A 25,549-nucleotide genomic window follows, 5' to 3' on the forward strand; every position below is an offset into this window, starting at 1 on the left:
CAATCCGGACAGAGATATAGGTTGAACGAACCGAACTGCCGGGAATGACGTTAGCCGGGGGGGTGACCTTTCTCCTCCTTGTTATCTACAAGCATTTCGTCGGTGGGGGCAAAAGCCAGGGTTGTTGCCCTGGCTTTTGCTTTTCAGGGGAGGTTATTGATGTTTCGCCATGGTTCTGTCGAATGCTCGCGATGTTGGGATAGTTCGACCGCTACTGTTCAGGAAGAAGGCTCTTTCCGACTGGTACGCGACCCGGGCCACTGGGGAGCTTCTAATCCCGAAACTTTAGTTTTGGGAATGAGCAAGGGAAACACACAGTCATCGGCTTATCGAACCGAATGCTTTGACCGCGTTGCATTCAAAGGTATGCGTCATCGCATACTGCAATGTTTTCAGTCCGTAGGTCTGCTAGCCAACGAAACATTAGAGAGATTTGAACGTCGTTTTGTGGCTAGTGAAAAAGATTTCGCTTTCGCCAGTATGGTTCGATGCTCGCTAACTGGCTTCGACCGAAAGAAGGGGAAGCATACTGCGGATAGCCCAAACGTGCTTCCAGCCTTTAAGCCGTCAGTAGTAGGGCATCGCTTTGTGCAAGCTTGCGTAGAACAGCATCTTGTACGACTTCCAAGCCGAACATCCCGCGTCCTTTTACTAGGTAATACCGACAGTTACGTAAAAGCTGTTGCGGCTGCTATGTCGCGTCAAAGAGGCGAAGTCGTATGGATTAATCCAATGGCCTACAAATCAGCTGACGTGTGGTTCGTCCACCTTGCGCATCCCTCCCCAGGCAATGGCCACTTTGGCGCCTACATCCGTGGTGAAGGCAAACCAGGACTGAAACGCAATCTAGCAAGAGAAGCACTGACGCTGTCGAATTAGATCAGAGGGGAGGCACGTCTTTCCTTAGCTGATCAACAGCAATAGCTTTGAAGCGCATCGCTCAAAGAACGGTAAGCAAGCATAAGCAGAGCCTCTGCTCGTCAACTTGCGGCGGAATGTGAAGTGCATGGATCAAGCAAATTGCTTAAAGCTAGCATCACTCAGGGCGTTTCTTTCGGGTAAACCCAAATGATACGTGGTCATGAGACGCGAAAAGTGTCTCAATTAAGTTGACCATAATAGAAATTTGAGGCAACCCGCCAGGGTCTAGACCCTTATGAGACGGAGAGTACAATGGCGTTGGTTGGTTACGCACGAGTTAGTTCAATTGGGCAGAGCCTCGAAATTCAACAAACAGCCTTGACCGAGGCTGGCTGTGACAAGATCTTTGCTGAGAAGCGATCTGGCCTGTCTGCGAAAGGGCGTGAGCAACTCGAAGATGCACTAGACTATGTGCGAGAAGGCGACATATTCATCGTAACCAGGTTAGATAGGTTGGCGCGATCGGTTAGCGACCTGTTCGTAATTATCGAGCGTCTTCAGACAAAAGGCGTGGCGTTTCGATGCCTTCAACAAAGTGGTGTCGATACTGACAGTTCCACTGGACGGTTGATGATGGCCATTCTCGGTGCGGTCGCGGCATTCGAAGCCGATATTCGCAAGGAACGGCAGATGGAAGGCATCGCCAAAGCGAAGGCTGCTGGAGTTTACCAAGGACGACGACCATCAATCGATGGCAGTGAAGTGCGAAGACTTTCTCGAGAGGGAATGAGGCCGACTGATATCGCTCGAACGCTAAATATTGGCCGTGCCAGCGTATATCGGTACCTATCAACCTAGCTAATGTCTACGCGAGCAGGATATGGTAATCTAATGGATTCATTGGCCAAAACTTTAGCCGATAATGACTTATCGAAGATTTCGGTCACACCCGAAATATCCTCGATTTTAAGTTCATCCGACGCCTTGCAGACCCTTCGCGAAACGACGCGAGCATTGTCCGAACTTTCAGCAGGTATCGGCACGTTCGGAAGCTTAGATTCTATTCGTGAAACGACGCGAGCCTTGTCCACCCTTTCAGCAGGTATCGGCACGTTCGGAAGCTTAGATTCTATTCGTGAAACGACGCGAGCCTTGTCCAAATCATTTGCAGGTATTGGCGCTTCGACAAAAGTTACTACGAATGAAATAGCATCGCCGATTGTAACGTCCGCTGCGCTAGCTTCTATACGTGCTTCGACAGAGGCTGTTTCGGAGGTATCTTTAGCCATCAGTAATTCAATCGGATCGGCCTTGATGCCAGTATCAAACAGGGCTTTTTCTGATCTGTCAGACGCGCTTGGGAATTCGCTCGAACTAACGTCTTTGCGCGCATTTTCACCGGAAGTTCCATCAGCACTCAAAGGCGTAGACGAGCTGACGTTGGGTCAAAAGGACGTGTTTGCAAGCGTAGGCTTCTCGAACGCCGCTTTTCGCGACTTAAGCGAAGCTGTCATGGGGGTTGCCGAGCTATTTCGACGAAATGATTCCGCTATCCGTACTGCTTTCGCCGGAATCAGAGCCGATACAATTGCAAGCACGTTTCTAGATGAAGGACTTTCTCATTTAGTGCAAGCTGCAGACCGCAATGATCAGAAAGTAGGCGACCGTTGGATCGAGTTAATAATTTCGTGGTTCGATGAGGTATTAGCAAATCCGGTTCCGTCTAGGTCGGAAGTATTGGGGGTACTCAGTTTTGCTTTCGCGGTTTGGGCCATTTTGTTTCCATCTTTTACTGAAACGGATCGGGCTAACCTAAATTCAGTCAAGAATGAAGTTGAGACTAATAACGAAATACTTCGACGCTTGGAGCAAGCCGAGGCGGCTGCAGTAAAAGCGCTTTTGGCCGATCAAGCAGAGAAAAGAAACTTGAAGTCTGTCCCACGAGGCGAGATGCGACGGGCTGGCAACATTCGGAAGAGTGCCAGTGGCTCTGCCGATATCATCATTCGTCTTTCACCTGAATCGCCTTTGGCGGTGGTAGATAAAGACGGCCGATGGCTTCATATAGCGTACGTTGACCCGATTACCCAAGATCGGGGCTTTGGCTGGGTATGGGCAGGATCAGTTGAAATTTATCATTAGGCTTATCGACAATAGGCGCGAGTGACGGGCGTCTAAGTCGCATTTCTATGCTCCTACTTAAGCACAGAGGTGCTGAAAATCGGGTTTGAGCAGCCATTGGCGCAAACCTTGCCTCTGCTGGCAAGCTCGTCTGGATCGTGGCTGCTGCCATCGTCGGCTTCATGTTCAGCCAGCTTGAAGCCTCTGCCTTCTTCAGCATGGATGCAGCGCCGGTTCATGCCCTTCCGCCCGCCGATCATGTGAAACGGGGTGATTTATCCGCCCCGCGAACTGAAGGCGAATAGGTGTTTCATCTCAACAAATACGTCGAGGTATTGCGACAAATGTGTCGAGTTAAATAGACAAATCCGTCGAGTTATCTCGACAAATACGTCTAGCTATCTCGACAAATACGTCTAGCTATCTCGACAAATACGTCGAGTTATTACGACAAATATGTCTAGTCCATATAAGAGAGAAATAAGAGGGAAGATAAGAGAGAAACTAATGTCTGACACGCTAACACCGAAACAGCATCGTTTCGTCATGGAGTATATCAAGCGGGGTGGCGAGAGAGGCGCAGGGAAGGATGCGGCGATAGCTGCTGGCTATTCCGGCAAACACGCAGCCAAGACAGCCTACGATCTGCTCCAACTGCCTAAGATAGCGGAAGTCATCGACAAGGAACGCCAAGACACCGCCGATAGGAACAGGATCGACGCGGATTGGGTCATTGAGCGGCTGAAGCACGAAGCGGAAGACCCGGATAACAGCGGTGGCGAGAGGATCAGGGCGATAGAGCTGCTTGGCAAGACGCTCCGACTGTTCGTTGAACGAAAGGAAGTCGAGCATACGCATAGGTCCGACTTCTTCGCGTCGATTGATCTGTCCGAGGAAGACACCGAGGTTATCGAGGCTGAATATCGAGAGTTGGTGGAAGGGGATAGAGTAGCGATTCTCTGATGCCGCCAGACGACCCTGAGAGGCTTCTGAAGGCGAAATTTACTTCCCCGGCTACCCCTCCACCGATGACGGTCTAGAACGACTCAAAAGCGATTCTCGGGGCGTATAGGATGTTGCGCCTTACGGGTACCCCTGGGTAGGCACGTGGTGCAGAGAAGTCGCGCCAAAACCTGAATGGTTCCATCCAGGTTATCGGAGGCAGGGGGGCAGAAATCTGAGAGTACCTTACCCAGGCACACCCGGATGCAAAATTTCGATTTTGCGCGGCTTACTATGTGATTGCTAGGATATAAGAAATCCAGCGTCTGACGGCGTAAGTCATTGAAATGATGGTGGGTGATGACAGGCTCGAACTGCCGACCCTCTCGGTGTAAACGAGATGCTCTACCAACTGAGCTAATCACCCGGTATTCCAGCGTCGGTTTCGTGCGGCAATGCCTCGAATCCCGACCGGAAGTGGCGCTTCTACAACCATCGCCGACGAAATCAATCCAAAATCATTGCGAATTGCCGCGCCCTCTCTAAGGCGGCGGGAATGAGCGACCAGCACATCCTCGTCCTCGCCACGGGCGGCACGATCGCGGGCACTGCCGGCTCCGCGACGCGGCGCGACTATCGCCCCGGCCAGATCGGCATCGCGGAGTTTCTCGCCGAAATCGCCACGCTGGACTTGCCCGCAAAACTCGAAGGGCGGCAGATCGCCAATATCGGCAGCGAGGACATGGGACCGGACCTCTGGCGAAAGCTGCACGAAGCAGCGAGCGAGGCGCTGGCCGACCCGGCGTGCGGCGGGATCATCGTCACGCACGGCACCGACACGGCGGAGGAAACCGCCTTCCTCCTCGACCAGACCTTGCCGTGCCACAAGCCCGTTGTGCTGGTGGGCGCAATGCGGCCAGCCGATGCGGTCGGCAGCGACGGCCTCAGGAATTTCGCCAACGGCGTGCGCGTCGCGGGCGACGAGGCAGCCGCCGGGCGCGGCGTCGTGCTGGTGATGAGCGACCGGGTGTTCGCGGCGCGCGATGCGCGCAAGGCGCTGACGAGCGGAGTCGATGCCTTTCGCGGCTTTCCGCGTGGACCGATCGGCCATGTCACGCCGACATCGCTCGACTGGTTCGGCCCGGCATGGCGGCTCGACGAGAACGGCCACCCGGAAGGGGCGCGGTACGAATTGTTCACGGACAGTCCGCGGGTGCCGATCCTTCATGCCTATGCCGGGATGCCGACGATCGACGTCGACCGGGCGCTTGGCGACGGGGCGCAGGGGCTGGTGTTCGCAGGCTTCGGAGAGGGCAACATGCCCGGACCGGTGCGCGATCGGCTGGCTGCCGCGGCTGAAAGCGGCGTGCTGGTCGTGCGTGCGAGCCGGGTGGACGAAGGGCTGGTGGACCGCGAACCGGACGATGCGCGGCTCGGCTTCATCGCCGCACGCGCGCTCGGCCCGGCCAAGGCGAGGGTGCTGCTGCAACTGCTGCTCGCGAACGGGGTGACCGATCCGCAAGAAGCGCAGGCGGCTTTCGACCGGCGGTGAGGGCGGGGGGGGGGGGGGGCTGCTTCCCCGCCCGCTCCGCCAAGATCGGACCTACGGGTAACGACCCCATTGCGGACATTAGGCCGCTGATGCATTGATGAACCATACCTCGCCTGAAACCGCTTGCGCTGAACTTGCTCCTGTTGGCCGGTCTTGTCGTCAGCAATGTCGCCATCTGGCGCTTGCTGCTTGGGTATTTCCCTGACCTCTCACAAGTCGCAGCGGTGTTTCTCGGGCTCGCGGGGATGTTGGCGTTTTACATTGTCTACTTTCGGCGGCGGTCATGCGGCCACGGAAGAATAACGGAAGGTGGTCGGCACATGTGGTGGCCTCACATCGTCAACCACTGCCCTGAATGTGGAGACGAAGTTTAGTCTAGCAGCGGCTGCGCGGCAGTGTCCCCTTTCCACCCCAATCCCAGTCGTTTAGCCACTATTAGTCGACCAATAAAAGCGGTCTTTATCCGAACCGCGACGGAGCCCCGGTCTTTTCCGAGGCCCCGCCGATCATCAATCCAGACTCACCCCCAGGGCGTGACGAGGTATTTCTCGCCGGTCTTCATCGCGCGGTAATTCGTCGCCGCGTCCTTCGTCAGCATTTCCTCGAGATTGACGCGCTTCTTGTAATGGCTGGCGAAGGTCGTCGTGAGGTTGTCGAGCACGCGCTTCCGCATCCGGCCTGCCGTTTCCTGTCCGGCCTGCTGGAGGAACGGGGTCAGCAGCCAGCCCGACAGCGTCCAGCCGAAGCCGTAGGACGGCGTCAGGATCGTCGGGCCCAGATCGAGGCGGCCATAGATGTACATCTTCTTCTGCTGGTTGGAGCCATAGCGCGAATATTCGCTCATCTTGCCGACCGCGACCTGTTCCATCGCCTTGAAGATTGTGTCGATCGTCTTGCCGCCGCCGATCGGATCGAAGCCGTAATAGGCATCGGTCGCATCGATCGCGCCGCGCAGCTGGTCCATGAAATTGTCGTCGGAGGAATTGACGACGTGCTTCGCGCCGAGGTTCTTCAGCAGATCGACCTGCTCCTGCTTGCGGACGATGTTGACGAGCGCGATGTCGTCCTCCTGACAGATGCGGTTGAGCATCTGGCCGAGATTGGAGGCGGCGGCGGCGTGAACTATTGCCTTCTGCCCTTCCATCTTAGCATTCTCGACGAAGCCCAGCGCGGTCATCGGGTTGACGAAGGCGCTCGCCCCGTCCTCCGCCGAATGATCGCCCAGCGGCAGGCACATCGCCGCCTCGGCAATCGCGTATTGGGAGAAGGCATGGCCCGGCACGCAGGCGACCCGCTGCCCCATCAGCGCCTGAGCCGCTTCGCCGTCGCCAGCTGCGACGACCGTGCCCGCGCCCTCGTTGCCGACGGGCAGGCGCTGTCCGTGGCGGCCTTTTGCGCCCGAGAGGAACGGTTCGGCCATCTGCGCGACGATCTTGCCGTCCGAATATTCGGCATTGTCGAGATCCGCCGGGCCGAACAGGAGCGCGAGATCGCTCGGATTGATCGGCGCGGCTTCCATCTTCACGAGCACCTGATTGCCGGTCGGATCGGGGAATTCGGTCTCGGCCACTTCGACGGTCAGCGCGCCACCCTTGTCCAGCGTCGTGAAAATCTGTTTTCCGGTGGTCGTCATGTTCGCTCTCCTATTTTCGTTTAACTGCGACGCTTTGGCAGACGAGGCCGCGTCGCTTCATTGGCGCGGTTCCTTGCAATCGCGCGGGCCTGCGTCAATCGGGATAAACCGCTTCGACGAAATAGAGGCCGTGCGGCGGGGCGTTGAGACCCAGCGCATTGCGATCGCGTGCGGCCAGCGCCTCGGCGACCCGTGCGACGGGCCAGCGGCCCATGCCGACGAGCGCGAGGCATCCGACCATCGAGCGCACCTGATGGTGAAGGAAGCTGCGCGCCTCCGCATAGATGGTGATCCGGTCGTCGGTGCGCTCCACCTCGAGCCGGTCGAGCGATTTGACGGGGCTCGCCGCCTGGCAATGGACCGAGCGGAAGGTCGTGAAGTCGTGCTGCCCGACCAACGCCTGCGCGGCGTCGTTCATCGCATCTGCGTCGAGTTCCTGCCGGACGAGCCAGGCACGGTTCTTTTCCAGCGTCAGCGGCGCACGGCGATTGGCGATCCGATATTGGTATCGCCGTCCGATGCAGGAAAAGCGCGCGTGCCAGTCCTCGTCGACTTCCTCGCAGGCGAGAATGGCGACCGGGGCCGGGCGCAGATGCGCGTTCAGCGCCTCCATGAAGCGGAAGGGGGTCATGTCCTTTGCGATGTCGAGATGGCTGCGCATGGCAAGCGCGTGAACGCCGCTGTCGGTCCGGCCCGCGCTGTGCAGGATGACGCGCTCCCCCGTCACGGCGAAAGCGGCGTCCTCCACCGCCTGCTGCACGCTCGGCCCATGCGCCTGCCGCTGCAGCCCCTGGAACGGCGTGCCGTCGAATTCGATCGTCAGCGCAAGCCGCATCAGGAGAGGCGCGTTCCCGGCTCGATCCGCTTCCCGCGAAGGAAGTCCTTCGTGTCCATGGCGGGCTTTCCGGCGCGCTGGATGCGGGTCGGGCGGATCGCCGCATGGCCGCAGGCGATGGTGAACTCCTCGTCCAGCACCGTCGCCGGTTCACCCTGGCGCCCGATCACCTGCGCCGAGAGTATGCGGAGGCGCTCGCCTTCCAGTTCGCAGAACGCCCCCGGCCGGGGAGCGAATGCGCGGATCTGTCGCTCGATGAACTCCGCATCGCGGGTCCAGTCGATCCGGCTTTCCGCTTTGTCGATCTTGGGCGCGTGAGTCGCTTCCGCGTCGTCCTGCGCAATGGGGCGATGGATGGCGAGATCGCGCAGCGTGCCGACCATCAGCTGCGCGCCTTTCTCGGCCAGTTCGGCTTCGAGTTCGCCTGCCGTCTTGTCGTCGATGGGGGTCCGAACCGTCGCCAGCATCGGCCCGGTGTCGAGACCTTTCTCCATCTGCATGATGGTGATGCCCGTGACGCTGTCGCCGGCGAGGATGCTGCGCTGGATCGGCGCGGCGCCGCGCCACGCGGGCAGGAGGCTCGCATGGACATTGAGGCAGCCATGCTCGGGAATGTCGAGGATCGCTTGCGGCAATATGAGGCCATAGGCGGCGACGACCGCGATGTCCGGCTCCAGCGCGGCGAAGCGGTCGCGTTCCTCCTCGCTTTTAAGCGAAACGGGCGAGCGCACCTCGATACCCAGCGTTTCGGCTTCCTTCTGGACGGGCGAGGACTGTAATTTTTTGCCGCGTCCCGCCTTTCTGGGCGGCTGGGTATAGGCAGCGAGCAGCGTATGGCCGGCATGGTCGAGCGCGCGCAGCGTCGGCACTGCGAATTCGGGTGTTCCCATGAAAACAATACGCATTACATAGCTCCTCACCGCTTCGATCCCGGCAGTCGCTCGTTCCTTTTGGGAAGCGCGCATTGCGGACCGTCGGCGCGGCCAGCGATAGGCAAGGCTTGACGCTTCGACAAGCGGAGCCGCACGAGGAAGGCATTCGGCACAGATGGCATCGCAGGAGATCGAGACGCTCGCGGCTGCGCTTGCCCGCCTGCCCGGGCTCGGCCCGCGCAGCGCGCGCCGGGCGGTGCTGTATCTCGTCAAGCGCCGCGAGAATGCGCTGCCCGCCCTGCTGGAGGCGCTGGAGGGGGTGCGCGATACGTTGGTCGAGTGCGACATCTGCGGCAATGTCGATACGCGTAACCCGTGCGGCGTATGCAGCGATCCGCGCCGCGATGCGCGCAGCATTTGCGTCGTGGAGGATGTCGCCGATCTATGGGCCCTGGACCGGGCGAGGCTGTTCACCGGAACCTATCACGTGCTGGGCGGCAAGCTGTCGGCGCTCGACGGCGTGCGGCCCGAAGACCTCAGCATTGCCGAATTGCTCGAACGGGTCGGCGGTGGCGGCGTGGACGAGATCGTGCTCGCGATGAACGCGACGCTGGAGGGGCAGACGACCGCGCATTACATCGCGGAACGGCTGGAGGACTTGCCGGTGCGCGTCACGCAGTTGGCGCATGGCCTGCCGGTCGGGGGCGAGCTCGACTATCTCGACGAGGGAACGCTGGCGCAGGCGCTGAGGGCGCGGCGGCCGCTGGGGTAGTTTACTTCTCTCGCGGCAATTCGCTGCGCGAATGCCTCCGAGGGGGCGGCGCATAAGCGCCGACGCGCGGTCGCGCTTGCGGTTCGTCGCTTCGACGAGCCGGGTCTCATGCTTGACCTTTCATGCTTCGCTCCCTTTTGGAAGGACCGGGGTGGGTGCTGCGCGCTTGCAGGAGGGCGGGGCAGCGACTATCTTCGTGCCATGACCATTCACACGATTATCGAAGCGCCCGATCCGCGGCTGAAGACCGTTTCCGAGCCGGTGACCGAGTTCGATGCGGACTTGAAGACCCTGACCGACGACATGTTCGAGACGATGTATGCCGCCAACGGCATCGGTCTCGCGGCGATCCAGATCGGCGTGCCCAAGCGCATCCTCGTCATCGACCTGCAACCCGAGGACCCGGACGCGCCGCCGGTCGAATGCGACCATGACGGGCATAGTCACACGCATCCGGCGACGAAGAAGGAACCGCGTATCTTCGTCAATCCCGAGATCCTCGACCCGTCGCAGGAACTCGCGACCTATCAGGAAGGCTGCCTGTCGGTCCCCGACATCTATGCCGATGTCGACCGCCCGTCGGCCTGCCGCGTCCGCTATCAGGACCTTGACGGCAACCACCATGAGGAAGACCTGACGGGCATGATGGCGACCTGCATCCAGCACGAGATGGATCACCTCGAAGGTATTCTCTTCATCGACCATTTGAGCCGCCTCAAGCGCCAGATGGCGCTGAAGAAGCTGGACAAGCTTCGCCGCGCGGCCTGATATCGTCCAGACGAGATAGCAAAAAGCCCCGCCGTGAAGCGGGGCTTTTTCGTTCGTGATACGGCTGCGTCGCCTCAGGCGTGCTGCTGTTGCTGCATCCCGTTGAGTGCCTTCAGGCAATCGTCGGCACATTCGCGGCACATCTGCGCGCAGCGGCGGCAGTGGTCGTTATCGTGCTTCTTGCATTCGTCTTCGCAGATTTCGCAGGCCATGATGCAGGTCCGCAGCATCTGCTCGATGAGGCCCACATTGCCGGAGGTGCGGCGCGTCGCGATGCGATAGGTCGCGGTGCACACGTCGGAGCAATCGAGGCAGTCGCGGATGCAATCGCGCATGTCGCCCTCTTCGGCGAGGCAGGCATCGGCGCAGGAATTGCAGATCGCCGCGCAATACATCGCGTGCTTCACCGCCTCGGCCAGTTGCTCATTATAGTCGGCCCCGACCTGCGGGTGTTCGGAAATCATTTCCTTGATGGACATGGGAAGAATTCTCCTTTCGAAACAGGAGCGAACAAGCGCGGCGTCTGGTTCCGTCCTTTTGCACCATTTCGGATGCAGTTCGACTTGGCAGGCGCCCGGCGTTCCGTCTATGTTCCCGCGTCATGGATACGATCGCACTTATTCTCATCATCGTGGCCCTGCTGATCGGCGGGGCGGCCGGCTGGTTCATGGGGTCACGCCCCGTCGCCGACTGGAAGGCGCGCCATGCGGAGCGCGATGCGGAGGCGCGCGAGGTGGACGAGAAGTTTCGCCGGGCGATCGTGGATCTGGAGAACGCGACCGTTCGCGCACAAGCCGCGGATACTCTGGCGGACAAGCTCGAGCAGGTGCGGTCCGACCGCGAAAGTCTCGCCGGACGGCTCGCCTCGCTGGAAAGCGGTGCAGAGGCGCGAGAACGGGCGTTGGAAGAACGCTATGCCGAGCGCGAACGCCATTTCGAGCGCGAGTTGAAGCGCCTCGTCGATGCCGAAGAAAAGCTGCAGGCTAAGTTCAACGAGATCGGCGAAAAGATGCTGGAAGGAGCACGCTCGAAGTTCCTCGAAGGCGCGCAGTCGCATCTCGCATCGCTGAACAAGGAAAGCCTCGCCGAACTGGAGAAAAAGGTCGGGCCGGTCGGCGAGACGCTGGAACGCTATCGCAAGCGGGTCGAGGAACTCGAGAAGAACAGGGTCAGCGATTTCGAACGGTTGCAGGGCGTCATCGGACAGGTCCGTGAGGGCCAGGAGCGGGTGATGGAAGGCGCCAACCGCATCACGACCACGCTGCGCGGCGCGACCAAGGCGCGGGGCGACTGGGGCGAATTGCAGCTGGCAAACCTCCTGGAAAGCTGCGGCCTCTATGACAAGGCGGATTTCGACTTCCAGGTCAGCGTGCGCGGGGACGACAGCAACATCCTGCGCCCCGATGCCGTCATCAACATCCCCGGCAGCAGGCGGCTGGTCGTCGACGTGAAGAACGTCTTCAACACCTATGCGCGGGCGAACGAGGCCGATAACGAGGAAGAGCGGCAGGAATTGTTGCGGACCCATGCGCGCGAATTGCGCACACATATCGACGAGCTATCGGCCAAGAGGTATCAGGATTTCGTCGAGGGATCGGCCGATTTCGTCGTCATGTTCGTGCCCGGCGAGCATGTTCTTTACGCCGCGCTGACGCAGGATAGCGGCCTTCTGGATTACGCGCTGAAGAAGCAGATTGTCCTGTCATCGCCATTGAACTTCATGTCGATCGCGCTGACGGTCAGCACGGTCTGGCGGCAGGCGGGCGTGCAGGCCGACGCGCAGGAAATCGCCGCGCTCGGCAAGGAACTCTACGACCGCTTGGGCGTCGTCGCCGGTCATCTGGGGGCGCTCCGCAAGAGCCTTGCATCCACCAATACGCATTTCGACAAGCTGGTCGGCAGCTTCGATACCAATCTGCGCCGCACCGGCGAGCGGTTCGAGGAACTGAGCATCGATACCAGCGCGAAGGATCTGGCGGAGGCGCTGCCGATCGGGCATCAGCCGCGCCGGCTGGCGAATTTCTCGGAAGAAGCCGACAGCGCCGCTTCGATCGAGGAAGAGGAGCGCGACGCGGCGGAATAGGCGTCGCTCCGAAAATCCGGCTTCAGTTCCCGCCGCCCTTGGCGAGCGGCGACATGTATTCCTCGTCCGTGACCTTTTCCTTCCACACGACGTTCTCGCCATCCAGCGCTTCCTGCACGACGTAATGCGTCATGCTGCTGTCCGGGGTCGCGCCGTGCCAGTGGTCCTTGTCCGGCGGGCACCACAGGATGTCGCCCTCGTAGAACTCGTATTTCTCGCCATTGCGCAACTGCGTCCAGCCGATCCCTTGCGTGACGTAGAGCGTCTGGCCGAGCGGGTGGCTGTGCCAGGCGGTCCGCGCGCCCGGTTCGAAGGAGACGATGGCCCCGGTCACGCGCGAGGGACCGGCGCGATCGAACTGGCCGGAAATGTGGGCGGTGCCGGTGAAGTATTCTTCCGGCCCCTCGACCGGTTCGCGGGCTTCCTTGCGGTCGATTTCCATTGTCGCTTCCTCGCCGGTGCCCGTTTCGAAAGTGGTCGAGGCCGGGGCAGGGGCTGCCTGTGCCAGCAGCACGCCGGCAATAAGGGTCGTAGTGGTCATGACGGCACAATGAGGGGCCGCGCACCGCGTTCCTTTCCCGACACGCGCTTCCGCGATTAAACTATCTCTCGGCAGTCAGCCGAGCCGCGCGCGCACCTCGTAACCCAGCACGGCAGCGGCGACGGCGGCGTTGAGGCTGTCCGCGCGCCCGAGCATCGGCATCGTCACGCGCAGGTCGCAGGCCGTCTCGTATTCGGCAGGCAAGCCGCGCGATTCGTTGCCGACCATGACGAAGCAGGGCGCGGCATAGGCCGCCTCGCGATAGGGCACCGCCTCGCGCAGACTGGCGGCGACAAGCTGCCCCGCACCGCCGCGCAGCCATGTCTCGAATTCCGCCCAAGACGCGCGCGCCACGCGCTGCGTGAAGATCGCGCCCATGCTGGCGCGCACGGCTTCCACACCGAAAGGGTCGGCGCAATCGTCGATCAGGATGAGGCCACCCGCGCCGATCGCATCGCCTGTCCGCAGCATCGTGCCGAGATTGCCGGGATCGCGCAGCGCCTGTGCGACCAGCCAGATGTCCGCCGCATCGCGCTCGATCCGGTCGAGCGCGGTGTCGAATTCCGGGAAGACACCGACGAGGCTCTGCGCATTGTCCTTACCGGTGATCTTGGACAGGATGTCGGGCGTCGTCTCCACGATGTCGCCGCCTTCTGCCGCGACTGCCTTCTCGAGCGCCGCGACGAGCGGGTGGGGATCGCGGCCCGCGGCCATGACGAGCAGCTCGGGAACGTGGCCGGTCTCGCGCGCATCGGTAAGCAGGCGCAGACCCTCGACGAGGAACTTGCGCTCGCGGCGGCGATGCTTCTTGTCGCGCAGGGAGCGCAGATATTTGACGGTCGGGTTGGAGAAGCCGGATATGGTGCGCCGCCGGGCGCCGTCGTCCGGGGAATGTCCTTCAGGCGAACCGGTCACTATTCCTCGCCGAAGCCGTCGGAAATCATCGCGGTCAGTTCGTCGCAGACCGCATCGGCGTCATCGCCCTCGACCGCGACGGTCACCGTGTCGCCCTTCGCCGCGCCCAGCATCATCAGACCGAGGATCGAGCCGCCTGCGGCTGCGTTGCCGTCCTTCGCGACGGTCACCTTGCAGTCGTCTGGCAGCGCGGCGACCGCACCGACGAATTTCGCACTCGCGCGCGCATGAAGCCCGCGCTGATTGACGATCACGACTTCGCGCGCGGCGCGGCTCATGAACCGGCGACTTTCGCTTCCCTCGCTTCGCCCGCATGGCCGAGAAATTCGGAGGCGACCGTGATGTAGTTGCGCCCGGCATCGCGCGCGGCCCGCACGGCGTCGGTCACGTTCATCGTGTTGCGACAGCTCGACAGCCGGATCAGCATGGGCAGGTTGATGCCCGCGATGACCTCGATGCGGCCTGCCTCCATCAGCGAGATGGCGAGGTTCGAAGGCGTGCCGCCGAACAGGTCGGTCAGCAGGATCGTCCCGCTCCCCTCGTCGACGGCGGCGATGGCGGCGGCAATTTCCTCGCGCCGCTGTTCCATGTCGTCATTCGGCCCGATGCAGATCGGCGCGACGTTTTCCTGCTTGCCGACGACATGCTCCATCGCATCGATGAAGGTCTCGGCGAGGCTGCCATGGGTGACGAGGACGATGCCGATCATCGAGCGGTCCGGATTGCCCCGGCGGTCAGAAGCTGCGGAGTTGTCAATGAAGTGTCCATGCGATGGTTCGAATCGAGTATCTTCGCCTTGCCTGTTCGTCGCGAAATTATCCGCGTTGCGGCATTAACCCTTACTTATCGCCCCTCAAGCTCGTCGGTTTGCCGCGCCTTGAGATTGCGATGGATGACCGTGGGCGAAAAGCCCTGCTCGCGCAAGGTGTCGGCCATGGTTTCCGCGGTAAAAACGCTGCGGTGTCTCCCGCCGGTACACCCGAAGGCAATGTTGAGATAGCTGCGGCCCTGCGCGGCATAGCGCGGCAGCAGTTCAAGGACGAGGTCCTTCATCTTGGCGAAGGCCGGTTCGAACGCCTCGTCGCTCAGGATATGATCGCCGACGGGTCCGTCGAGCCCCGTCTGTTCCCGCAAGCCGGCGATCCAGTGCGGATTGTCGAGAAAGCGCATATCGAAGACGAGATCGGCCAGCGGCGGCATCCCTCGGGCGAAGCCGAAGCTGGAAATGGTGACGGTCATCGGCTGGCGATAGGCGTCGGAGAACTTGTCGCGCACGACCTGTTGCAGGAGGTTGCTCGACAGGTCGGTCGTGTCGATGACGAGATCGGCCCAGCGGCGCAGCGGTTCGAGCAGTTCGCGTTCCGCCAGGATGCCTTCGCGAACCGGGCGTTCGGCGGCCATCGGGTGGCGCCGCCGCGTCTCGTTGTAACGGCGCTCGAGTTCGGCGCTGCCGCAATCGATGAACAGGGTGGTGATCGAGATCCCGTCCGCGCGCGAATACTCCTTCACCATCTCGGTAATCTCGTGAGGCACGAAGCCGCGCGTGCGCGAATCGAACCCGATGGCGAGGGGGGCGTGCGGTTCGCCTTCGGTCGCGATCATTCCGGGCAGCAGGCGAATGGGGAAATTGTCGATGATCTCCCAGCCCATGTCTTCGAGTTCGTGCAGTGCGGTGGACTTGCCCGCTCCCGACAGGCCGGTGACGAGCAGGATGCGCTGGGCTGCATCGTCGTTCGACAGCGAGGCGGTATCGGGTTCTCTCATCGCAAACGGCTCAATGACGCAATGCCGCCGGGGACGCAACGCATCATGGCGAAAGGGGCAGGCCGTGATGTCTCAGGGCGAGTTCGGCGCGCAGAACGGCAGAGGGCGCGCGATAGTCGAAAGGCACCACGGGAATGGCAATGTCGAGCAGTGTGCGACGCTCGACCGTCTCGGGCAGACGAGGAGGCGCATCGTGAGATTCGAGGATCAGCGCCACCGGAGCCGCAGTCACCGCGAAGGAGACGAGGCCTACCCCATGCACTTCGAGAAGCCCGCGCGTCTGCCCCTCGGGCGGCTGCGCGATAAGGTGGTCCCCATTGCCTTCGAGCAGCACACCATCGTCGCCGATCAACTGCGCCCCGCGATCGATCAGCGCGAGCGCCAGCGTCGACTTGCCGCTACCGGGCGGCCCGGCGAGGAGCAGCGCACGACCACCGACCGCCACCGCCGTCATGTTGAGGACCGACGTTCCGCTCATTCGGGCTCGGGGAGCGCCGGCAGGACCATCCGCAGGCACGCCCCGCTTGCCCCATCGCTGCGGGCATGAGCGGTCAGCGTGCCTTCATGCGCTTCGCAGATGGTTCGTGCTATCGCGAGGCCAAGGCCCGAATGATTGCCGAAATCTTCTTCTTCCGGCCGATCCGAATGAAACCGCGTGAAGATTTTTTCCCGCGCGCTTTCCGGGATGCCCGGACCCTCGTCGCAAATGTCCATCACGATGGTCTGTCCGGGCGCGGACAGGGTGACCGCGATCGTTCCGCTTTCGGGCGAGAAGGACACGGCATTGTCGATCAGGTTCTCGATCACCCGTTCGAGCCGCGCCGGAACGCCGTTGACGAAATAATAGTCCCGGCCCGTCGACAGTTCGACATGGGCGCTGCCGTTCTCCCCGCGAGCATCGCGCGACGCGATGATGTTCTCGGCCAGTTCCGCAAGGTCGACAGGCTCGAAAACGGCGCGCGAGATCTCTGCATCGATCCGGCTGGCATCTGAGATTTCCGTGACGAGGCGGCTGATGCGGCGGACGTCGTGCTCGGCTATCTCGCTCAACTGTTTGCGCAAGTCCGGGTCCTCGACCTTGCCGAGCGATTCGACCGCGCTGCGCAAGGAGGCGAGCGGGTTCTTGATCTCGTGCGCGACGTCGGCGGCGAAACTCTCGACCGCGTCGATGCGGGTGCGCAGGGCGCTCGACATATCCGAGATGGCGCGGGCGAGCAGGCCGATCTCGTCGCTTCTTTCGGGCAGGCGCGGCACTTCGACCAGCCGTTCCCGGCCCTGCCGCACCCGGATTGCGGCACGCACGAGTTCGCGCAGCGGCTGGACGATGGTGCGGGCGAGAAACAGCGAGAGCAGCGTGGACGAAGCGAGCGCGACCAGAACGACGATCGCGACGGTGCTGCGCGCCTCCCGCACGGCGCGGGTGATGTCGACAGGATTGCGGGTCGTGAGGAGTGTCTCACCGTCGAGGCCGACCGGCGCGGCGGCGGTGATGACGTGCGTTCCGTCGGGCGCGTCGCGCAATACGATCTGCGTCAGGTTCTCCTCCCGCGCCCGCTGCAGTTCCGGCCAGTCCTCCGCATCGTCGGCCGCGGGCTCGACATAATCGGGCAAGGGCGGGGCTCCGACGATCCAGTCGAACGCGCGATCGAGATTGCGCGAAAGGCCGCTCGCATCGAGGTCGTCGCGCGGGTCGTTCAGCGTGAAGGAGGGCGGGGCGAGCGAGAAGCTGTCGGTCTTGAGATTGCCCGCCGCGTCGTACACCCGCAGGCGTAGGCGCTGTTCGCGACCGATCTGGATGAGCAGCGCCGCCTGCCGTTCGGGCGTCGCCCCGGCCAGCGCCTCGGCCGTGATCTGCGCTTCGATCAGGGCAAGCTTGAACCGCTCGTCCAGCAATTGCTTGCGATAGCTGTCGATGTAGATCAGCCCGCCGCCCAGCAGGATCAGCGGCAGGATGTTGACGAACAGGATGCGCCAGTAAAGCGAGAGGCGCAACGACCAGCGCAGCTTGGACAGGCGCGGATCGCTTCGCAGGACGCTGCGCGTTTCCTCAAACATTCGCCGTCCACGCGCGAATTCGCGCGATCCCCCGTATACCTTCAGCCATCGGAGAAGCTGTAGCCTGCCCCGTAAAGCGTCTCGATGGCGGAGAAATTGTCGTCGATGCTGCGAAACTTGCGCCGCATCCGCTTGATGTGGCTGTCCACCGTCCGGTCGTCGACGAACATGTCGTCGGGATAGGCGGAATCCATCAGTTGGTTGCGCGACTTGATGACGCCGGGCCGGGTCGCCAGCGCTTCCAGCAACAGGAACTCGGTCACGGTAAGCGAGACGGGCTTGCCGTCCCAGGTCACGTAATGGCGCTCTGCATCCATGAACAGGCGCCCGCGGGTCAGATTGCCCGCCGCTTCTCCGCTGCTCTTGGTGCTGGAGCCTTGCGGCAGGCGAGCATCGCGCCGGCGCAGGATAGCGCGGATACGGGCCAGTAGCAGGCGCAGGCTGAAGGGCTTGGCGATATAGTCGTCCGCGCCCATTTCAAGGCCCTGTTCCTCGTCCTGCTCGTCATCCTTGCTGGTCAGGAAGATGACGGGAAGGGCCGATTGCGCCCGCAGCGCGCGCAGCAGTTCGAGGCCGTCCATGCGCGGCATCTTGATGTCGAACACGGCGAGATCGGGAGGGTTCTCGAGAAGAGCCTTCAGCGCGGTCTCGCCATCGGAATAGACGCGGGTCATGTAGCCTTCGGCCTGCAAGGCGATCGAGACCGTCGTCAGGATATTGCGGTCGTCATCCACCAGCGCGATGACGGTCTGATCCTCTTTGCCCGTATCCTCGCCACCGTCATGCACCGCATCGACTGCCTTGTCGTCGTTCGGGTCGGGCGCGTTTGCGGAAAGGTCGCTCATGTCTTCGCTATGTTCCATATCGCCTCGAAACCTAGCCCTTTCGCACGCCCGATACAACGCGGCATCAATATGCCGCTACGCAGCATGAAACCTTCGCATTTGCAGCATCCGTGACTCCGAAATATAAACTTTGATAATTCGGGATGTCGCAAATCGCGACAGTCGTTGGATCGGCGCGACAATACGCGGTTAACGGCATTTGACGCGACTGTTGTGCGCTATTAACGGGAAAGACAACCGAGAGCGCATTCGTATGCACGGCGCCCCAGGCTCGTGCTATCGTTGCAGTCGGCCGGCAAGGTCTTCGACCGGCATTGCCGCTGTAGCATCAAGTTTCAGGAGTCCCGTCCCGTGTCATCCATTTCGCTCGCCGATAACGGTATAGTTACCAACGCAACCATCCACGCCAACCTGTCCTCCGACGAGTTGACGCAGGCCGCGCTCGACAATGGCGAAGGCAAGCTCGCCGAGGGTGGTCCGCTGGTGGTCACGACGGGCAAGCACACGGGACGCAGCGCGAAGGACAAGTTCATCGTCCGCAACGCCGAGACAGAAGACACCGTCTGGTGGGACAACAACGCCTCCATGACGCCGGAGCATTTTGCCAATCTGAAGGAAGACTTCCTCGCCGCGCTGAAGGACAAGGACAAGCTCTACGTCGCCGACCTGTTCGGCGGATCGCAGCCTGAACACCGCGTCCGGGTGCGCGTCGTCAACGAATATGCCTGGCACAACCAGTTCATCCGCACCATGCTCGTTCGCCCGACGAAGGACGAACTCGAAGGGTTCGAGGCGGAATACGTCATCATCGACCTGCCGAGCTTCAACGCCGATCCCGAACGCCACGGTACACGCAGCGAAACGGTCATCGCGGTCAATCTCGAAGAGAAGCTGATTTTGATCGGCGGCACCGAGTATGGCGGCGAAATGAAGAAGAGCGTGTTCGGCGTTCTGAACTACCTCCTGCCGGTTAAGGGCGTGATGCCGATGCACTGCTCGGCGAATATTGGTCCGGACGGCAAGTCGGCGGTGTTCTTCGGCCTGTCCGGCACGGGCAAGACGACACTGTCCGCCGATGCGAGCCGCACCCTGATCGGTGACGACGAACATGGCTGGTCGGACACGGCGGTCTTCAATTTCGAAGGCGGCTGCTATGCCAAGATGATCCGCCTCGATCCCGAAGCGGAGCCGGAAATCTACGCCACGACGAAGATGAAGGGCACGCTGCTCGAAAACGTCGTGATGGACGAGAACGGCAAGATCGATCTCGACGACAACTCGCTCGCAGAGAATACGCGCGGCGCCTATCCGCTGTCCTCGATCCCGAACACTTCCGACGAGAACATGGGCCCGCCGCCCAGCAACGTCATCATGCTGACCGCCGATGCCTTCGGCGTGCTGCCTCCGATCGCGCGCCTCACCCCCGACCAGGCGATGTATCACTTTCTCTCGGGCTATACGGCGAAGGTCGCCGGAACGGAAATCGGCGTGACCGAACCCGAAGCGACGTTCTCGACCTGTTTCGGCGCGCCGTTCATGCCGCGCCATCCGAGCGTTTACGGCAATCTTCTGAAGAAGCGCATCGCGGAAGGCGGCGCGCAGTGCTGGCTCGTCAATACGGGCTGGACCGGCGGCAAATACGGCACGGGCAAGCGGATGCCGATCAAGGCGACCCGCGCCCTGCTCAATGCGGCGCTGGACGGTTCGCTCAACGATGTCGAGTTCCGCAAGGATCCGAATTTCGGCTTCGACGTGCCGGTCTCGGTTCCCTCGCTCGAAGAACAGGGCATCGACCAGGACATTCTCGATCCGCGCACGACCTGGGACGACAAGGACGAATATGACCGCACGGCGAAGAAGCTGGTGCAGCTCTTCGTCGACAATTTCGCGGAGTTCGAGGCGCATGTCGATTCTGGCGTGAGGGAAGCGGCCCCGACCGCGGCCTGATCCTTACCGCTTCATACCGGTTGGAGAGGAAAACCCCCTTCGTGGCGGCATGACCGCTGCGGAGGGGGTTTTGCCATCGACGGGCAACGAGACGGCGCTGAAACTCGACCGGGTGCCTGAGCCGCTGTCGAGGGCAGCTCCTATTCCGCCGGTTGCGCCTTGGCGCTGATCTCGTCCTCGGCGGTCGCGCGTTCCACCGCGATACCGGCGGTCAGGCCATGCACGATGGTCGATACGACGATGGTGAAGGCGACGGTCGCCCACAATCCCGGCTCGTTGAATAGATCGACGTGATTGCCCGCATAGGCGAGGTAGTAGATGGAGCCGATCCCGCGCACGCCATAGAATGCCGTGACGAGCTTCTGCCGCCGGGTCAGCGGCGTGCCGGCAAGGGCGAATGAAGCGGTAAGCGGGCGAATGAGGAAGATGAGCGCCAGCCCGATGAAGGCATGGCTCCAGTCGAGATAGGGCATGAGCGTCGGCAGGGCCGCGCCCAGCGCCACCAGCAGGATTGCGGTCAGCGTGTGCTCCAGCGATTCCGAGAAGTCGTGGAGCCGCTTGTGGAAGCGGCTGTCGCTCTCTTCGCGGCGCAGGACCACGCCCGCGACGAAAGCGGCGATGAAGCCGTAGCCCTCGGCCAGTTCGGTAATGCCGTAGGTCAGCAGGACGCCGGCGAAGGCAATCACGCCCGAACGAGTCTTCGACAGGGGATTGTCGTGCGGCCAGTCGAACAGCAGCTTGCCCGCGAGCCAGCCGACCGCGCCGCCCATCGCCGCGCCCATGACGATCTTGTAAATGACGTCGCGCAGGATCCACTCGGTCATCAGCCCTGTAGAGAACCCGCCCGCCACGGCAACGAGGATGCCGAGATGGACGAAAGGAAAGGCGAGCCCGTCATTGAGGCCCGCTTCCGTCGTCAGCGCATAGCGGACCGGGTGCTCGCCTCCTTCGAGCGGTGGGCCCACCTGCACGTCGCCCGCCAGCACCGGGTCCGTAGGCGAGAGGATCGCGCCGAGCAGCAACCCTCCGGCCAGCGTCATCCCGGCGGCGAACCAGCCGAACAGCGCGAGGGCGACGATGGTCAAAGGCATTGCGATGAGCAACAGCTTGAGCGTCGGCCACCATTGCTCTCGGTCGCGCACCCGGTCGATCCTGAGGCCGGTGCCGAACAGCCCCATGATCACGCAGATTTCCGCAAAGACCTCCCAGATGCGCGGCTGCGCGATCGGGTCGAGCGCTTCGGGCATTCCGGGAAAGAAGGTGAAGGTGATAAAGCCGATCAGGACGAGGAGGGCGCTCGCCGCCGGTTCGCGTCCCGACAGGAAGCGCGGCAGCCAGTAGGCGGCGATGATGACCGCTCCCGCCCCTGCGAACATGAAATGATACGTATCGAACCCGAACATGAAGCAAGAACGCGCCACGCTGCGAAAAGGTGCCTCGCGCGCCGAAGCTATCTTGTCGGCAGCGTCTCGTAAGGTCCTGCGAAGCCGTTTGCCCCCCATCGAGGCGATATTAACCATATCTTTGCGAAGGTGACTTATCGCCGCTTCGATAAAGAGGGAGCGTGAGACAGATGGACCAGCCGGTCGCGAAGCAGCAATTCCAGAAGCGCGTGTTCGATCTCGACGCCTGGCAGGAACGGCTGCGCCTGTTCGATCCGGATCACCGCCTGACGGACGCGCTTCGCGGCATGGACGAAATCATGCGCGGTCACAGCGACCGGATCTTCGACCTCCAATGCGAAGTCTGCCGCCGTGACCCTCGCCTTGCCGGCACGATGAACGCCGAAGCGCTGGAAATGCAGCGCAAGCAGGCTGCCTATTTCTTCAACGCCCGATTCACCCATACCAATATCGAGGAAGGCATTCCCTACCTCTATAATTTCGGAAAGATGCTCGCCGCCGTCGGCGCGCGCATGACGACCGGCCTCGCCATCGTCTCCGTCACCTTTGCCGAAGCCATGCGGATTGCCGCCGACAAGCTGGAAGGCGAGCGCCTCATCGAAGTCATGCAGGCGCTCCAGACCCTGACCGCGATCGAATCGGACATTATCAGCACGGCGATGAACGACGTCCACCGCGAGAATTATCGCGCGTCGTTGCAATCGCAGGCGAAAACCTTCGAGGACAGGGTGCTCGGCACGGTCAAGATCCTCGGTGAGCAGACCGAACTGTTCCGTGCCTCTACCCAGAAGGCTGGCGTTTCAAGCCGCAAGCTGCTCGATGCGAGCAGCGCCGTCGCCGCTTCCGCGCAGCAGAGCGCGAGCGCGATGGGCGAGGCCGAACGCTCCGTCGGATTTCTTGGCGGCACGATTGAGAAGGTCGGCAAGAGCGCGCGCCACACGGAACTCGTGTCGAGCGATACGGCGGAGAAGGCGGTCGCTTCGGCGGTCAGCGCCAAGCAGCTCGCCGATAGCAGCGCGAAGGTGAAGGCCATCGTCAAGATGATCCAGAAGATCGCGGACCAGACGCAGCTGCTCGCATTGAACGCCAGTATCGAAGCCTCTCGCGCCGGCGAAAGCGGCGCGGGCTTTGCGGTGGTCGCGGGCGAGGTCAAGCATCTCGCCAACGAGACGCGCGACGCGACACAGGAAATCTCGACCCAGGTGCTCGAGATGATCGCCGCGACGAAGAGCAGCGCCGAACTGGCGGAAAAGATCAGCGAGTCCATCTCGGAGATCAAGGACAGCGCGAGCGGCGTCGAAACGCAGGTCGCCGATCAGATCGAGCTGGTGCAGGCCATTACCGACGCGGTCTCGGAAACCTTCATGAGCGCGGAACACGTTTCGAAGGAAGTCGCGGCGATCGGCAACGAAGCGAACGACGTCGCGAAACTGCTGGGCGACGTGGACGAGAAATTCTCGCTCGTCGACCAGCTGCTCGGCCAGCTTGAAAACGACACGCGCAGCTATCGCCAGTCCTTCGACCGGCTGGCCGACGATTTCCAGGCGCAGGGTTCGCGCGCCGCCTAAGGGGACGCCCGAACCGCACGGCCTGATCCGCGCTTACAGAACGGGTTCGGGCATCAGGCTCGCGCTCGCTCGATGTAGCGATCCACGTTCTTCGCCATCACGTCGAGCGGCGCATTGCCGCCGAGAATGACGGCGTCGTTGAATGCCTTGAAGTCGTAATTGCTGCCGAGCGCCGCCTCGGCGCGCCCGCGTTGCCGCACGATCTCGCTATGGCCGACCTTGTAGCCGCAGGCTTGTCCCGGCCACGAGCAATAGCGATCGACTTCGCTCTCGACTTCCTCGCGCTTCGAACCGTTGCGAGTGACGAAGAAATCGACCGCCTGTGCGCGGCTCCAGCGCTTGGAATGTAGGCCCGTGTCGACGACCATGCGGCAGGCGCGGAAAGCGAGGCTTTGCAGATAACCCAGTTCCCCGACCTCGAAATCCTCATACGCGCCCAATTCGTCCGCCAGTTGCTCGCCATACAGCGCCCAGCCTTCGGAAAAGGCGTTGAAGGCGAGGATCGAACGGATGAGCGGCAGGCGGTTCGAATATTCGCCTTCCCAGACATGGCCCGGAATCGTCTCGTGATAGGTGAGGTCGGCAAGGTCGTATTTGCGATGCAGATCGGTCGTGCGCAGATTGATCCACATCCGCCCCGGTATGCTGCCATCCTTGCTGCCCGCCCCGCCATAGGCTCCCGGTGCGCCCGGCTCCTCGGCCAAAGGCAGACGGCGCACTTCCAGATTGGGATCGACGAGCGTATTGAACGCCCGCGGCATCTCGCCCTTGATCCAGGCGATGCGGTCCTGGATGAAGGCCATGATCTCTGCGCGTCCGGGATCGCCTTCTGCAAACTTGTAGCGCTCATCCTGCGACAAAGCCTGCATCCGTTCGCCCACCGTTCCGCTCGTATAGCCGATGCGGCGCAGGATCGGGTCCATCCGCGCATGGAGGTTTTCGAGTTCTTCGAGCCCCTGTTCATGCACCTCGTCGGGCGACAGCGGCGTCGTCGTGCTGGCGCGCAAGGCCCAGTCGTACCATTCCTCGCCGCGCGGCTGCGACCACATGCCGGGGTTGGAATCGGCGAGACCGCGCTGCGTCCTCAATTCGGCGAATTGCTTTTCGAGCGCAGTGGCGATCGGACCGGTGACAAGGCCCTCGGCGCGCGCCGCGAATTGCTCGGGCATTCCGGAGGCGGCAAGGTTCTGGCGCAACTGGGCAACGAACAGCGTACCGCCCATTGCATCGCCCAGCGTGCTTTCCATCTGGCCCAACGCCTTGTCGATGAGGAAGTCGGGCGGCACGACGCCCATCGCGCGCGCCGCTTTCATCCGGCCAAGTTCCCCGTCGAGGACCGCGGGCAATTGTTCGAGCCGCGCCATGTAAGCATCGACGTCGTCGCCATCCTTCAGCGGATGGACGCTGTCCATGAAGCGCGGCATGTCGAGATAGGTGCCGACGTTCTGAATGACGACATAGGGCGCGTTGCGCCAGCTTCCCACGGCGACATCGCCATAGGGCAGGGCGAACCCGTCGAGCGCGGTCGCATAGGCGCTTTCGACCACTTCGAGATTGGTCACCGTGTCGGCGTCCAGCCCGTCCATGGGATAACGGCGCACCAGCGCAAGATCGTCGCGCAATTGCGCGGCATAGGCATCCTGCCCCGCCTGGCTCTGATCTTCGAGGCGGCTGCGAAGCGCGGCATGGCGGCCGGTATCGACGCCGAGCGAGGTCGCGCGCTCCGGCTCGTGCCGCAAAAGGGAATAGGCAACCCCTTCCAGCAGACGTTCCGCGCCGATGGCCTGCGCCTGTGCGATCCCCTCGGGCCGGGGAGTGGCGACGCAACCGCCGAGGGCGGCGAGCGACGTGGTGGCGGACAGGCCGGCAATGGCCTGGCGGCGGGTGAAGCTGAAATCGTTCGGGTTCTTCATGGGTGCGATGTCTGACAGCAGCATGCGAGACCTGTCAAACGATGTTGCGCTTCGCTGCTCACGGCGCTCCGATGTTCTCGAGGGGTGGCGAGTGTGGGGCGGATTGGCGCGAAGCGGTGGATTGCGTTATCTGGCGGTCGGAGGGTGCTGCGCGGCCCG

Annotated in this window: 23 protein-coding genes and 1 tRNA gene; 9 read left to right on the forward strand and 15 right to left on the reverse strand. The window is 62.0% G+C overall.

Annotation, left to right across the window (positions count from 1 at the left end):
* The first annotated feature begins 1,173 nt into the window (after nt 1-1,173).
* The 3 genes from GRI38_RS01730 (at nt 1,174) to GRI38_RS01740 (ending at nt 3,945) form a co-directional block, all read left to right on the forward strand.
* Complete coding sequence (locus GRI38_RS01730) at nt 1,174-1,719, forward strand: recombinase family protein (protein WP_160681278.1); 546 nt, start codon at nt 1,174-1,176, stop codon at nt 1,717-1,719.
* A gap of 33 nt (nt 1,720-1,752) precedes the next feature.
* Nucleotides 1,753-3,003: a hypothetical protein gene (locus GRI38_RS01735; RefSeq protein ID WP_160681279.1), complete on the forward strand. Its 1,251-nt coding sequence runs from the start codon at nt 1,753-1,755 to the stop codon at nt 3,001-3,003.
* A 486-nt stretch (nt 3,004-3,489) separates the two neighbouring features.
* A complete protein-coding gene (locus GRI38_RS01740) occupies nt 3,490-3,945 on the forward strand; it encodes a terminase small subunit (RefSeq protein ID WP_272916417.1) in 456 nt (151 codons plus the stop codon).
* Between the two features lie 330 nt (nt 3,946-4,275).
* Here GRI38_RS01740 and GRI38_RS01745 read toward each other — a convergent pair.
* Nucleotides 4,276-4,351: transfer RNA gene (locus tag GRI38_RS01745), tRNA-Val, on the reverse strand.
* 129 nt (nt 4,352-4,480) lie between these two features.
* Between GRI38_RS01745 and GRI38_RS01750 the strand changes: the two genes are divergently transcribed.
* A complete protein-coding gene (locus GRI38_RS01750; RefSeq protein ID WP_160681281.1) occupies nt 4,481-5,476 on the forward strand; it encodes an asparaginase in 996 nt (331 codons plus the stop codon).
* Between the two features lie 520 nt (nt 5,477-5,996).
* Here GRI38_RS01750 and GRI38_RS01755 read toward each other — a convergent pair.
* From GRI38_RS01755 to fmt, 3 genes are all read right to left on the reverse strand, one after another.
* Nucleotides 5,997-7,109: a zinc-binding dehydrogenase gene (locus GRI38_RS01755; protein ID WP_160681282.1), complete on the reverse strand. Its 1,113-nt coding sequence runs from the start codon at nt 7,107-7,109 to the stop codon at nt 5,997-5,999.
* Nucleotides 7,110-7,203: 94 nt separating this feature from the next.
* Nucleotides 7,204-7,947 (reverse strand): tRNA pseudouridine(38-40) synthase TruA, encoded by a 744-nt coding sequence (gene truA / locus GRI38_RS01760; RefSeq protein ID WP_160682405.1) that lies wholly within the window; start codon nt 7,945-7,947, stop codon nt 7,204-7,206.
* Nucleotides 7,944-8,849 carry a methionyl-tRNA formyltransferase gene (gene fmt, locus GRI38_RS01765; RefSeq protein ID WP_160681283.1) on the reverse strand — a complete coding sequence of 302 codons (906 nt, stop codon included), beginning with the start codon at nt 8,847-8,849 and terminating at the stop codon, nt 7,944-7,946. The genes truA and fmt overlap by 4 nt, the downstream gene beginning before the upstream one ends.
* Nucleotides 8,850-8,991: 142 nt before the next feature.
* On the opposite strand from fmt, the gene recR reads away from it, so the two are divergent.
* Nucleotides 8,992-9,588: a recombination mediator RecR gene (gene recR, locus GRI38_RS01770; protein WP_160681284.1), complete on the forward strand. Its 597-nt coding sequence runs from the start codon at nt 8,992-8,994 to the stop codon at nt 9,586-9,588.
* 201 nt (nt 9,589-9,789) lie between these two features.
* Complete coding sequence (gene def, locus GRI38_RS01775) at nt 9,790-10,356, forward strand: peptide deformylase (protein ID WP_160682406.1); 567 nt, start codon at nt 9,790-9,792, stop codon at nt 10,354-10,356.
* 74 nt (nt 10,357-10,430) lie between these two features.
* Here def and GRI38_RS01780 read toward each other — a convergent pair whose 3' ends face one another.
* Entirely contained in the window at nt 10,431-10,835 is a 405-nt protein-coding gene (locus tag GRI38_RS01780; protein ID WP_160681285.1) for a four-helix bundle copper-binding protein, read from the reverse strand.
* A 122-nt stretch (nt 10,836-10,957) separates the two neighbouring features.
* Here GRI38_RS01780 and GRI38_RS01785 point away from each other — a divergent pair, with 122 nt between their 5' ends.
* The gene (locus GRI38_RS01785) at nt 10,958-12,439 is read left to right on the forward strand and encodes a DNA recombination protein RmuC (RefSeq protein ID WP_160681286.1); all 1,482 of its coding nucleotides are present in this window, start codon (nt 10,958-10,960) and stop codon (nt 12,437-12,439) included.
* A 22-nt stretch (nt 12,440-12,461) separates the two neighbouring features.
* Here GRI38_RS01785 and GRI38_RS01790 read toward each other — a convergent pair whose 3' ends face one another.
* The 8 genes from GRI38_RS01790 to GRI38_RS01825 all read right to left on the reverse strand — a co-directional run bounded on the left by GRI38_RS01790 (nt 12,462) and on the right by GRI38_RS01825 (nt 18,577).
* Nucleotides 12,462-12,980, reverse strand: a complete 519-nt coding sequence (locus GRI38_RS01790) for a (R)-mandelonitrile lyase (RefSeq protein WP_237487305.1) — start codon at nt 12,978-12,980, stop codon at nt 12,462-12,464.
* A gap of 75 nt (nt 12,981-13,055) precedes the next feature.
* Nucleotides 13,056-13,895, reverse strand: a complete 840-nt coding sequence (locus GRI38_RS01795) for a TrmH family RNA methyltransferase (RefSeq protein ID WP_160681287.1) — start codon at nt 13,893-13,895, stop codon at nt 13,056-13,058.
* The gene (locus GRI38_RS01800; protein ID WP_160681288.1) at nt 13,895-14,173 is read right to left on the reverse strand and encodes an HPr family phosphocarrier protein; all 279 of its coding nucleotides are present in this window, start codon (nt 14,171-14,173) and stop codon (nt 13,895-13,897) included. The genes GRI38_RS01795 and GRI38_RS01800 overlap by 1 nt, the downstream gene beginning before the upstream one ends.
* Complete coding sequence (locus tag GRI38_RS01805; protein WP_160681289.1) at nt 14,170-14,604, reverse strand: PTS sugar transporter subunit IIA; 435 nt, start codon at nt 14,602-14,604, stop codon at nt 14,170-14,172. Before GRI38_RS01805 ends, GRI38_RS01800 begins: the two co-directional genes overlap by 4 nt.
* A 134-nt stretch (nt 14,605-14,738) precedes the next feature.
* Nucleotides 14,739-15,659, reverse strand: coding sequence for an RNase adapter RapZ (gene rapZ, locus GRI38_RS01810; RefSeq protein WP_160681290.1), 921 nt, complete (start codon nt 15,657-15,659; stop codon nt 14,739-14,741).
* Nucleotides 15,660-15,702: 43 nt separating this feature from the next.
* A complete protein-coding gene (locus GRI38_RS01815; RefSeq protein WP_160681291.1) occupies nt 15,703-16,137 on the reverse strand; it encodes an HPr kinase/phosphorylase in 435 nt (144 codons plus the stop codon).
* Nucleotides 16,134-17,714, reverse strand: coding sequence for a stimulus-sensing domain-containing protein (locus GRI38_RS01820; RefSeq protein ID WP_160681292.1), 1,581 nt, complete (start codon nt 17,712-17,714; stop codon nt 16,134-16,136). The genes GRI38_RS01815 and GRI38_RS01820 overlap by 4 nt, the downstream gene beginning before the upstream one ends.
* A gap of 41 nt (nt 17,715-17,755) precedes the next feature.
* Nucleotides 17,756-18,577 carry a response regulator transcription factor gene (locus tag GRI38_RS01825; protein ID WP_237487306.1) on the reverse strand — a complete coding sequence of 274 codons (822 nt, stop codon included), beginning with the start codon at nt 18,575-18,577 and terminating at the stop codon, nt 17,756-17,758.
* Between the two features lie 333 nt (nt 18,578-18,910).
* Between GRI38_RS01825 and GRI38_RS01830 the strand changes: the two genes are divergently transcribed.
* A complete protein-coding gene (locus GRI38_RS01830; RefSeq protein ID WP_160681294.1) occupies nt 18,911-20,506 on the forward strand; it encodes a phosphoenolpyruvate carboxykinase in 1,596 nt (531 codons plus the stop codon).
* Nucleotides 20,507-20,646: 140 nt separating this feature from the next.
* Here the strand turns inward: GRI38_RS01830 and GRI38_RS01835 are convergent, their stop codons facing one another.
* On the reverse strand, nt 20,647-21,909 hold the full coding sequence (locus GRI38_RS01835) for a cation:proton antiporter (protein ID WP_160682408.1): 1,263 nt from the start codon (nt 21,907-21,909) through the stop codon (nt 20,647-20,649).
* A gap of 170 nt (nt 21,910-22,079) precedes the next feature.
* Here GRI38_RS01835 and GRI38_RS01840 point away from each other — a divergent pair, with 170 nt between their 5' ends.
* Entirely contained in the window at nt 22,080-23,477 is a 1,398-nt protein-coding gene (locus GRI38_RS01840) for a methyl-accepting chemotaxis protein (protein WP_237487409.1), read from the forward strand.
* Between the two features lie 53 nt (nt 23,478-23,530).
* Here the strand turns inward: GRI38_RS01840 and GRI38_RS01845 are convergent, their stop codons facing one another.
* Nucleotides 23,531-25,414 carry a DUF885 domain-containing protein gene (locus tag GRI38_RS01845; protein WP_237487307.1) on the reverse strand — a complete coding sequence of 628 codons (1,884 nt, stop codon included), beginning with the start codon at nt 25,412-25,414 and terminating at the stop codon, nt 23,531-23,533.
* Between the last annotated feature and the right edge of the window lie 135 nt (nt 25,415-25,549).

Origin of the sequence: Parapontixanthobacter aurantiacus (genome assembly GCF_009827635.1) — a bacterium.
Classification (GTDB): Bacteria; Pseudomonadota; Alphaproteobacteria; order Sphingomonadales; family Sphingomonadaceae; genus Parapontixanthobacter; species Parapontixanthobacter aurantiacus.

What these genes read in the sequence shown, in the direction of transcription:
- GRI38_RS01730 (WP_160681278.1), top strand. Translation starts at nt 1,174, where the DNA reads ATGGCGTTGGTTGGTTACGCACGAGTTAGTTCAATTGGGCAGAGCCTC.
- GRI38_RS01735 (WP_160681279.1), top strand. Translation starts at nt 1,753, where the DNA reads ATGGATTCATTGGCCAAAACTTTAGCCGATAATGACTTATCGAAGATT.
- GRI38_RS01740 (WP_272916417.1), top strand. Translation starts at nt 3,490, where the DNA reads ATGTCTGACACGCTAACACCGAAACAGCATCGTTTCGTCATGGAGTAT.
- GRI38_RS01750 (WP_160681281.1), top strand. Translation starts at nt 4,481, where the DNA reads ATGAGCGACCAGCACATCCTCGTCCTCGCCACGGGCGGCACGATCGCG.
- GRI38_RS01755 (WP_160681282.1), bottom strand. Translation starts at nt 7,109, where the DNA reads ATGACGACCACCGGAAAACAGATTTTCACGACGCTGGACAAGGGTGGC.
- fmt (WP_160681283.1), bottom strand. Translation starts at nt 8,849, where the DNA reads ATGCGTATTGTTTTCATGGGAACACCCGAATTCGCAGTGCCGACGCTG.
- recR (WP_160681284.1), top strand. Translation starts at nt 8,992, where the DNA reads ATGGCATCGCAGGAGATCGAGACGCTCGCGGCTGCGCTTGCCCGCCTG.
- def (WP_160682406.1), top strand. Translation starts at nt 9,790, where the DNA reads ATGACCATTCACACGATTATCGAAGCGCCCGATCCGCGGCTGAAGACC.
- GRI38_RS01780 (WP_160681285.1), bottom strand. Translation starts at nt 10,835, where the DNA reads ATGTCCATCAAGGAAATGATTTCCGAACACCCGCAGGTCGGGGCCGAC.
- GRI38_RS01785 (WP_160681286.1), top strand. Translation starts at nt 10,958, where the DNA reads ATGGATACGATCGCACTTATTCTCATCATCGTGGCCCTGCTGATCGGC.
- GRI38_RS01790 (WP_237487305.1), bottom strand. Translation starts at nt 12,980, where the DNA reads ATGACCACTACGACCCTTATTGCCGGCGTGCTGCTGGCACAGGCAGCC.
- GRI38_RS01800 (WP_160681288.1), bottom strand. Translation starts at nt 14,173, where the DNA reads ATGAGCCGCGCCGCGCGCGAAGTCGTGATCGTCAATCAGCGCGGGCTT.
- GRI38_RS01805 (WP_160681289.1), bottom strand. Translation starts at nt 14,604, where the DNA reads ATGATCGGCATCGTCCTCGTCACCCATGGCAGCCTCGCCGAGACCTTC.
- rapZ (WP_160681290.1), bottom strand. Translation starts at nt 15,659, where the DNA reads ATGAGAGAACCCGATACCGCCTCGCTGTCGAACGACGATGCAGCCCAG.
- GRI38_RS01815 (WP_160681291.1), bottom strand. Translation starts at nt 16,137, where the DNA reads ATGAGCGGAACGTCGGTCCTCAACATGACGGCGGTGGCGGTCGGTGGT.
- GRI38_RS01820 (WP_160681292.1), bottom strand. Translation starts at nt 17,714, where the DNA reads ATGTTTGAGGAAACGCGCAGCGTCCTGCGAAGCGATCCGCGCCTGTCC.
- GRI38_RS01825 (WP_237487306.1), bottom strand. Translation starts at nt 18,577, where the DNA reads ATGGAACATAGCGAAGACATGAGCGACCTTTCCGCAAACGCGCCCGAC.
- GRI38_RS01835 (WP_160682408.1), bottom strand. Translation starts at nt 21,909, where the DNA reads ATGTTCGGGTTCGATACGTATCATTTCATGTTCGCAGGGGCGGGAGCG.
- GRI38_RS01840 (WP_237487409.1), top strand. Translation starts at nt 22,080, where the DNA reads ATGGACCAGCCGGTCGCGAAGCAGCAATTCCAGAAGCGCGTGTTCGAT.
- GRI38_RS01845 (WP_237487307.1), bottom strand. Translation starts at nt 25,414, where the DNA reads ATGCTGCTGTCAGACATCGCACCCATGAAGAACCCGAACGATTTCAGC.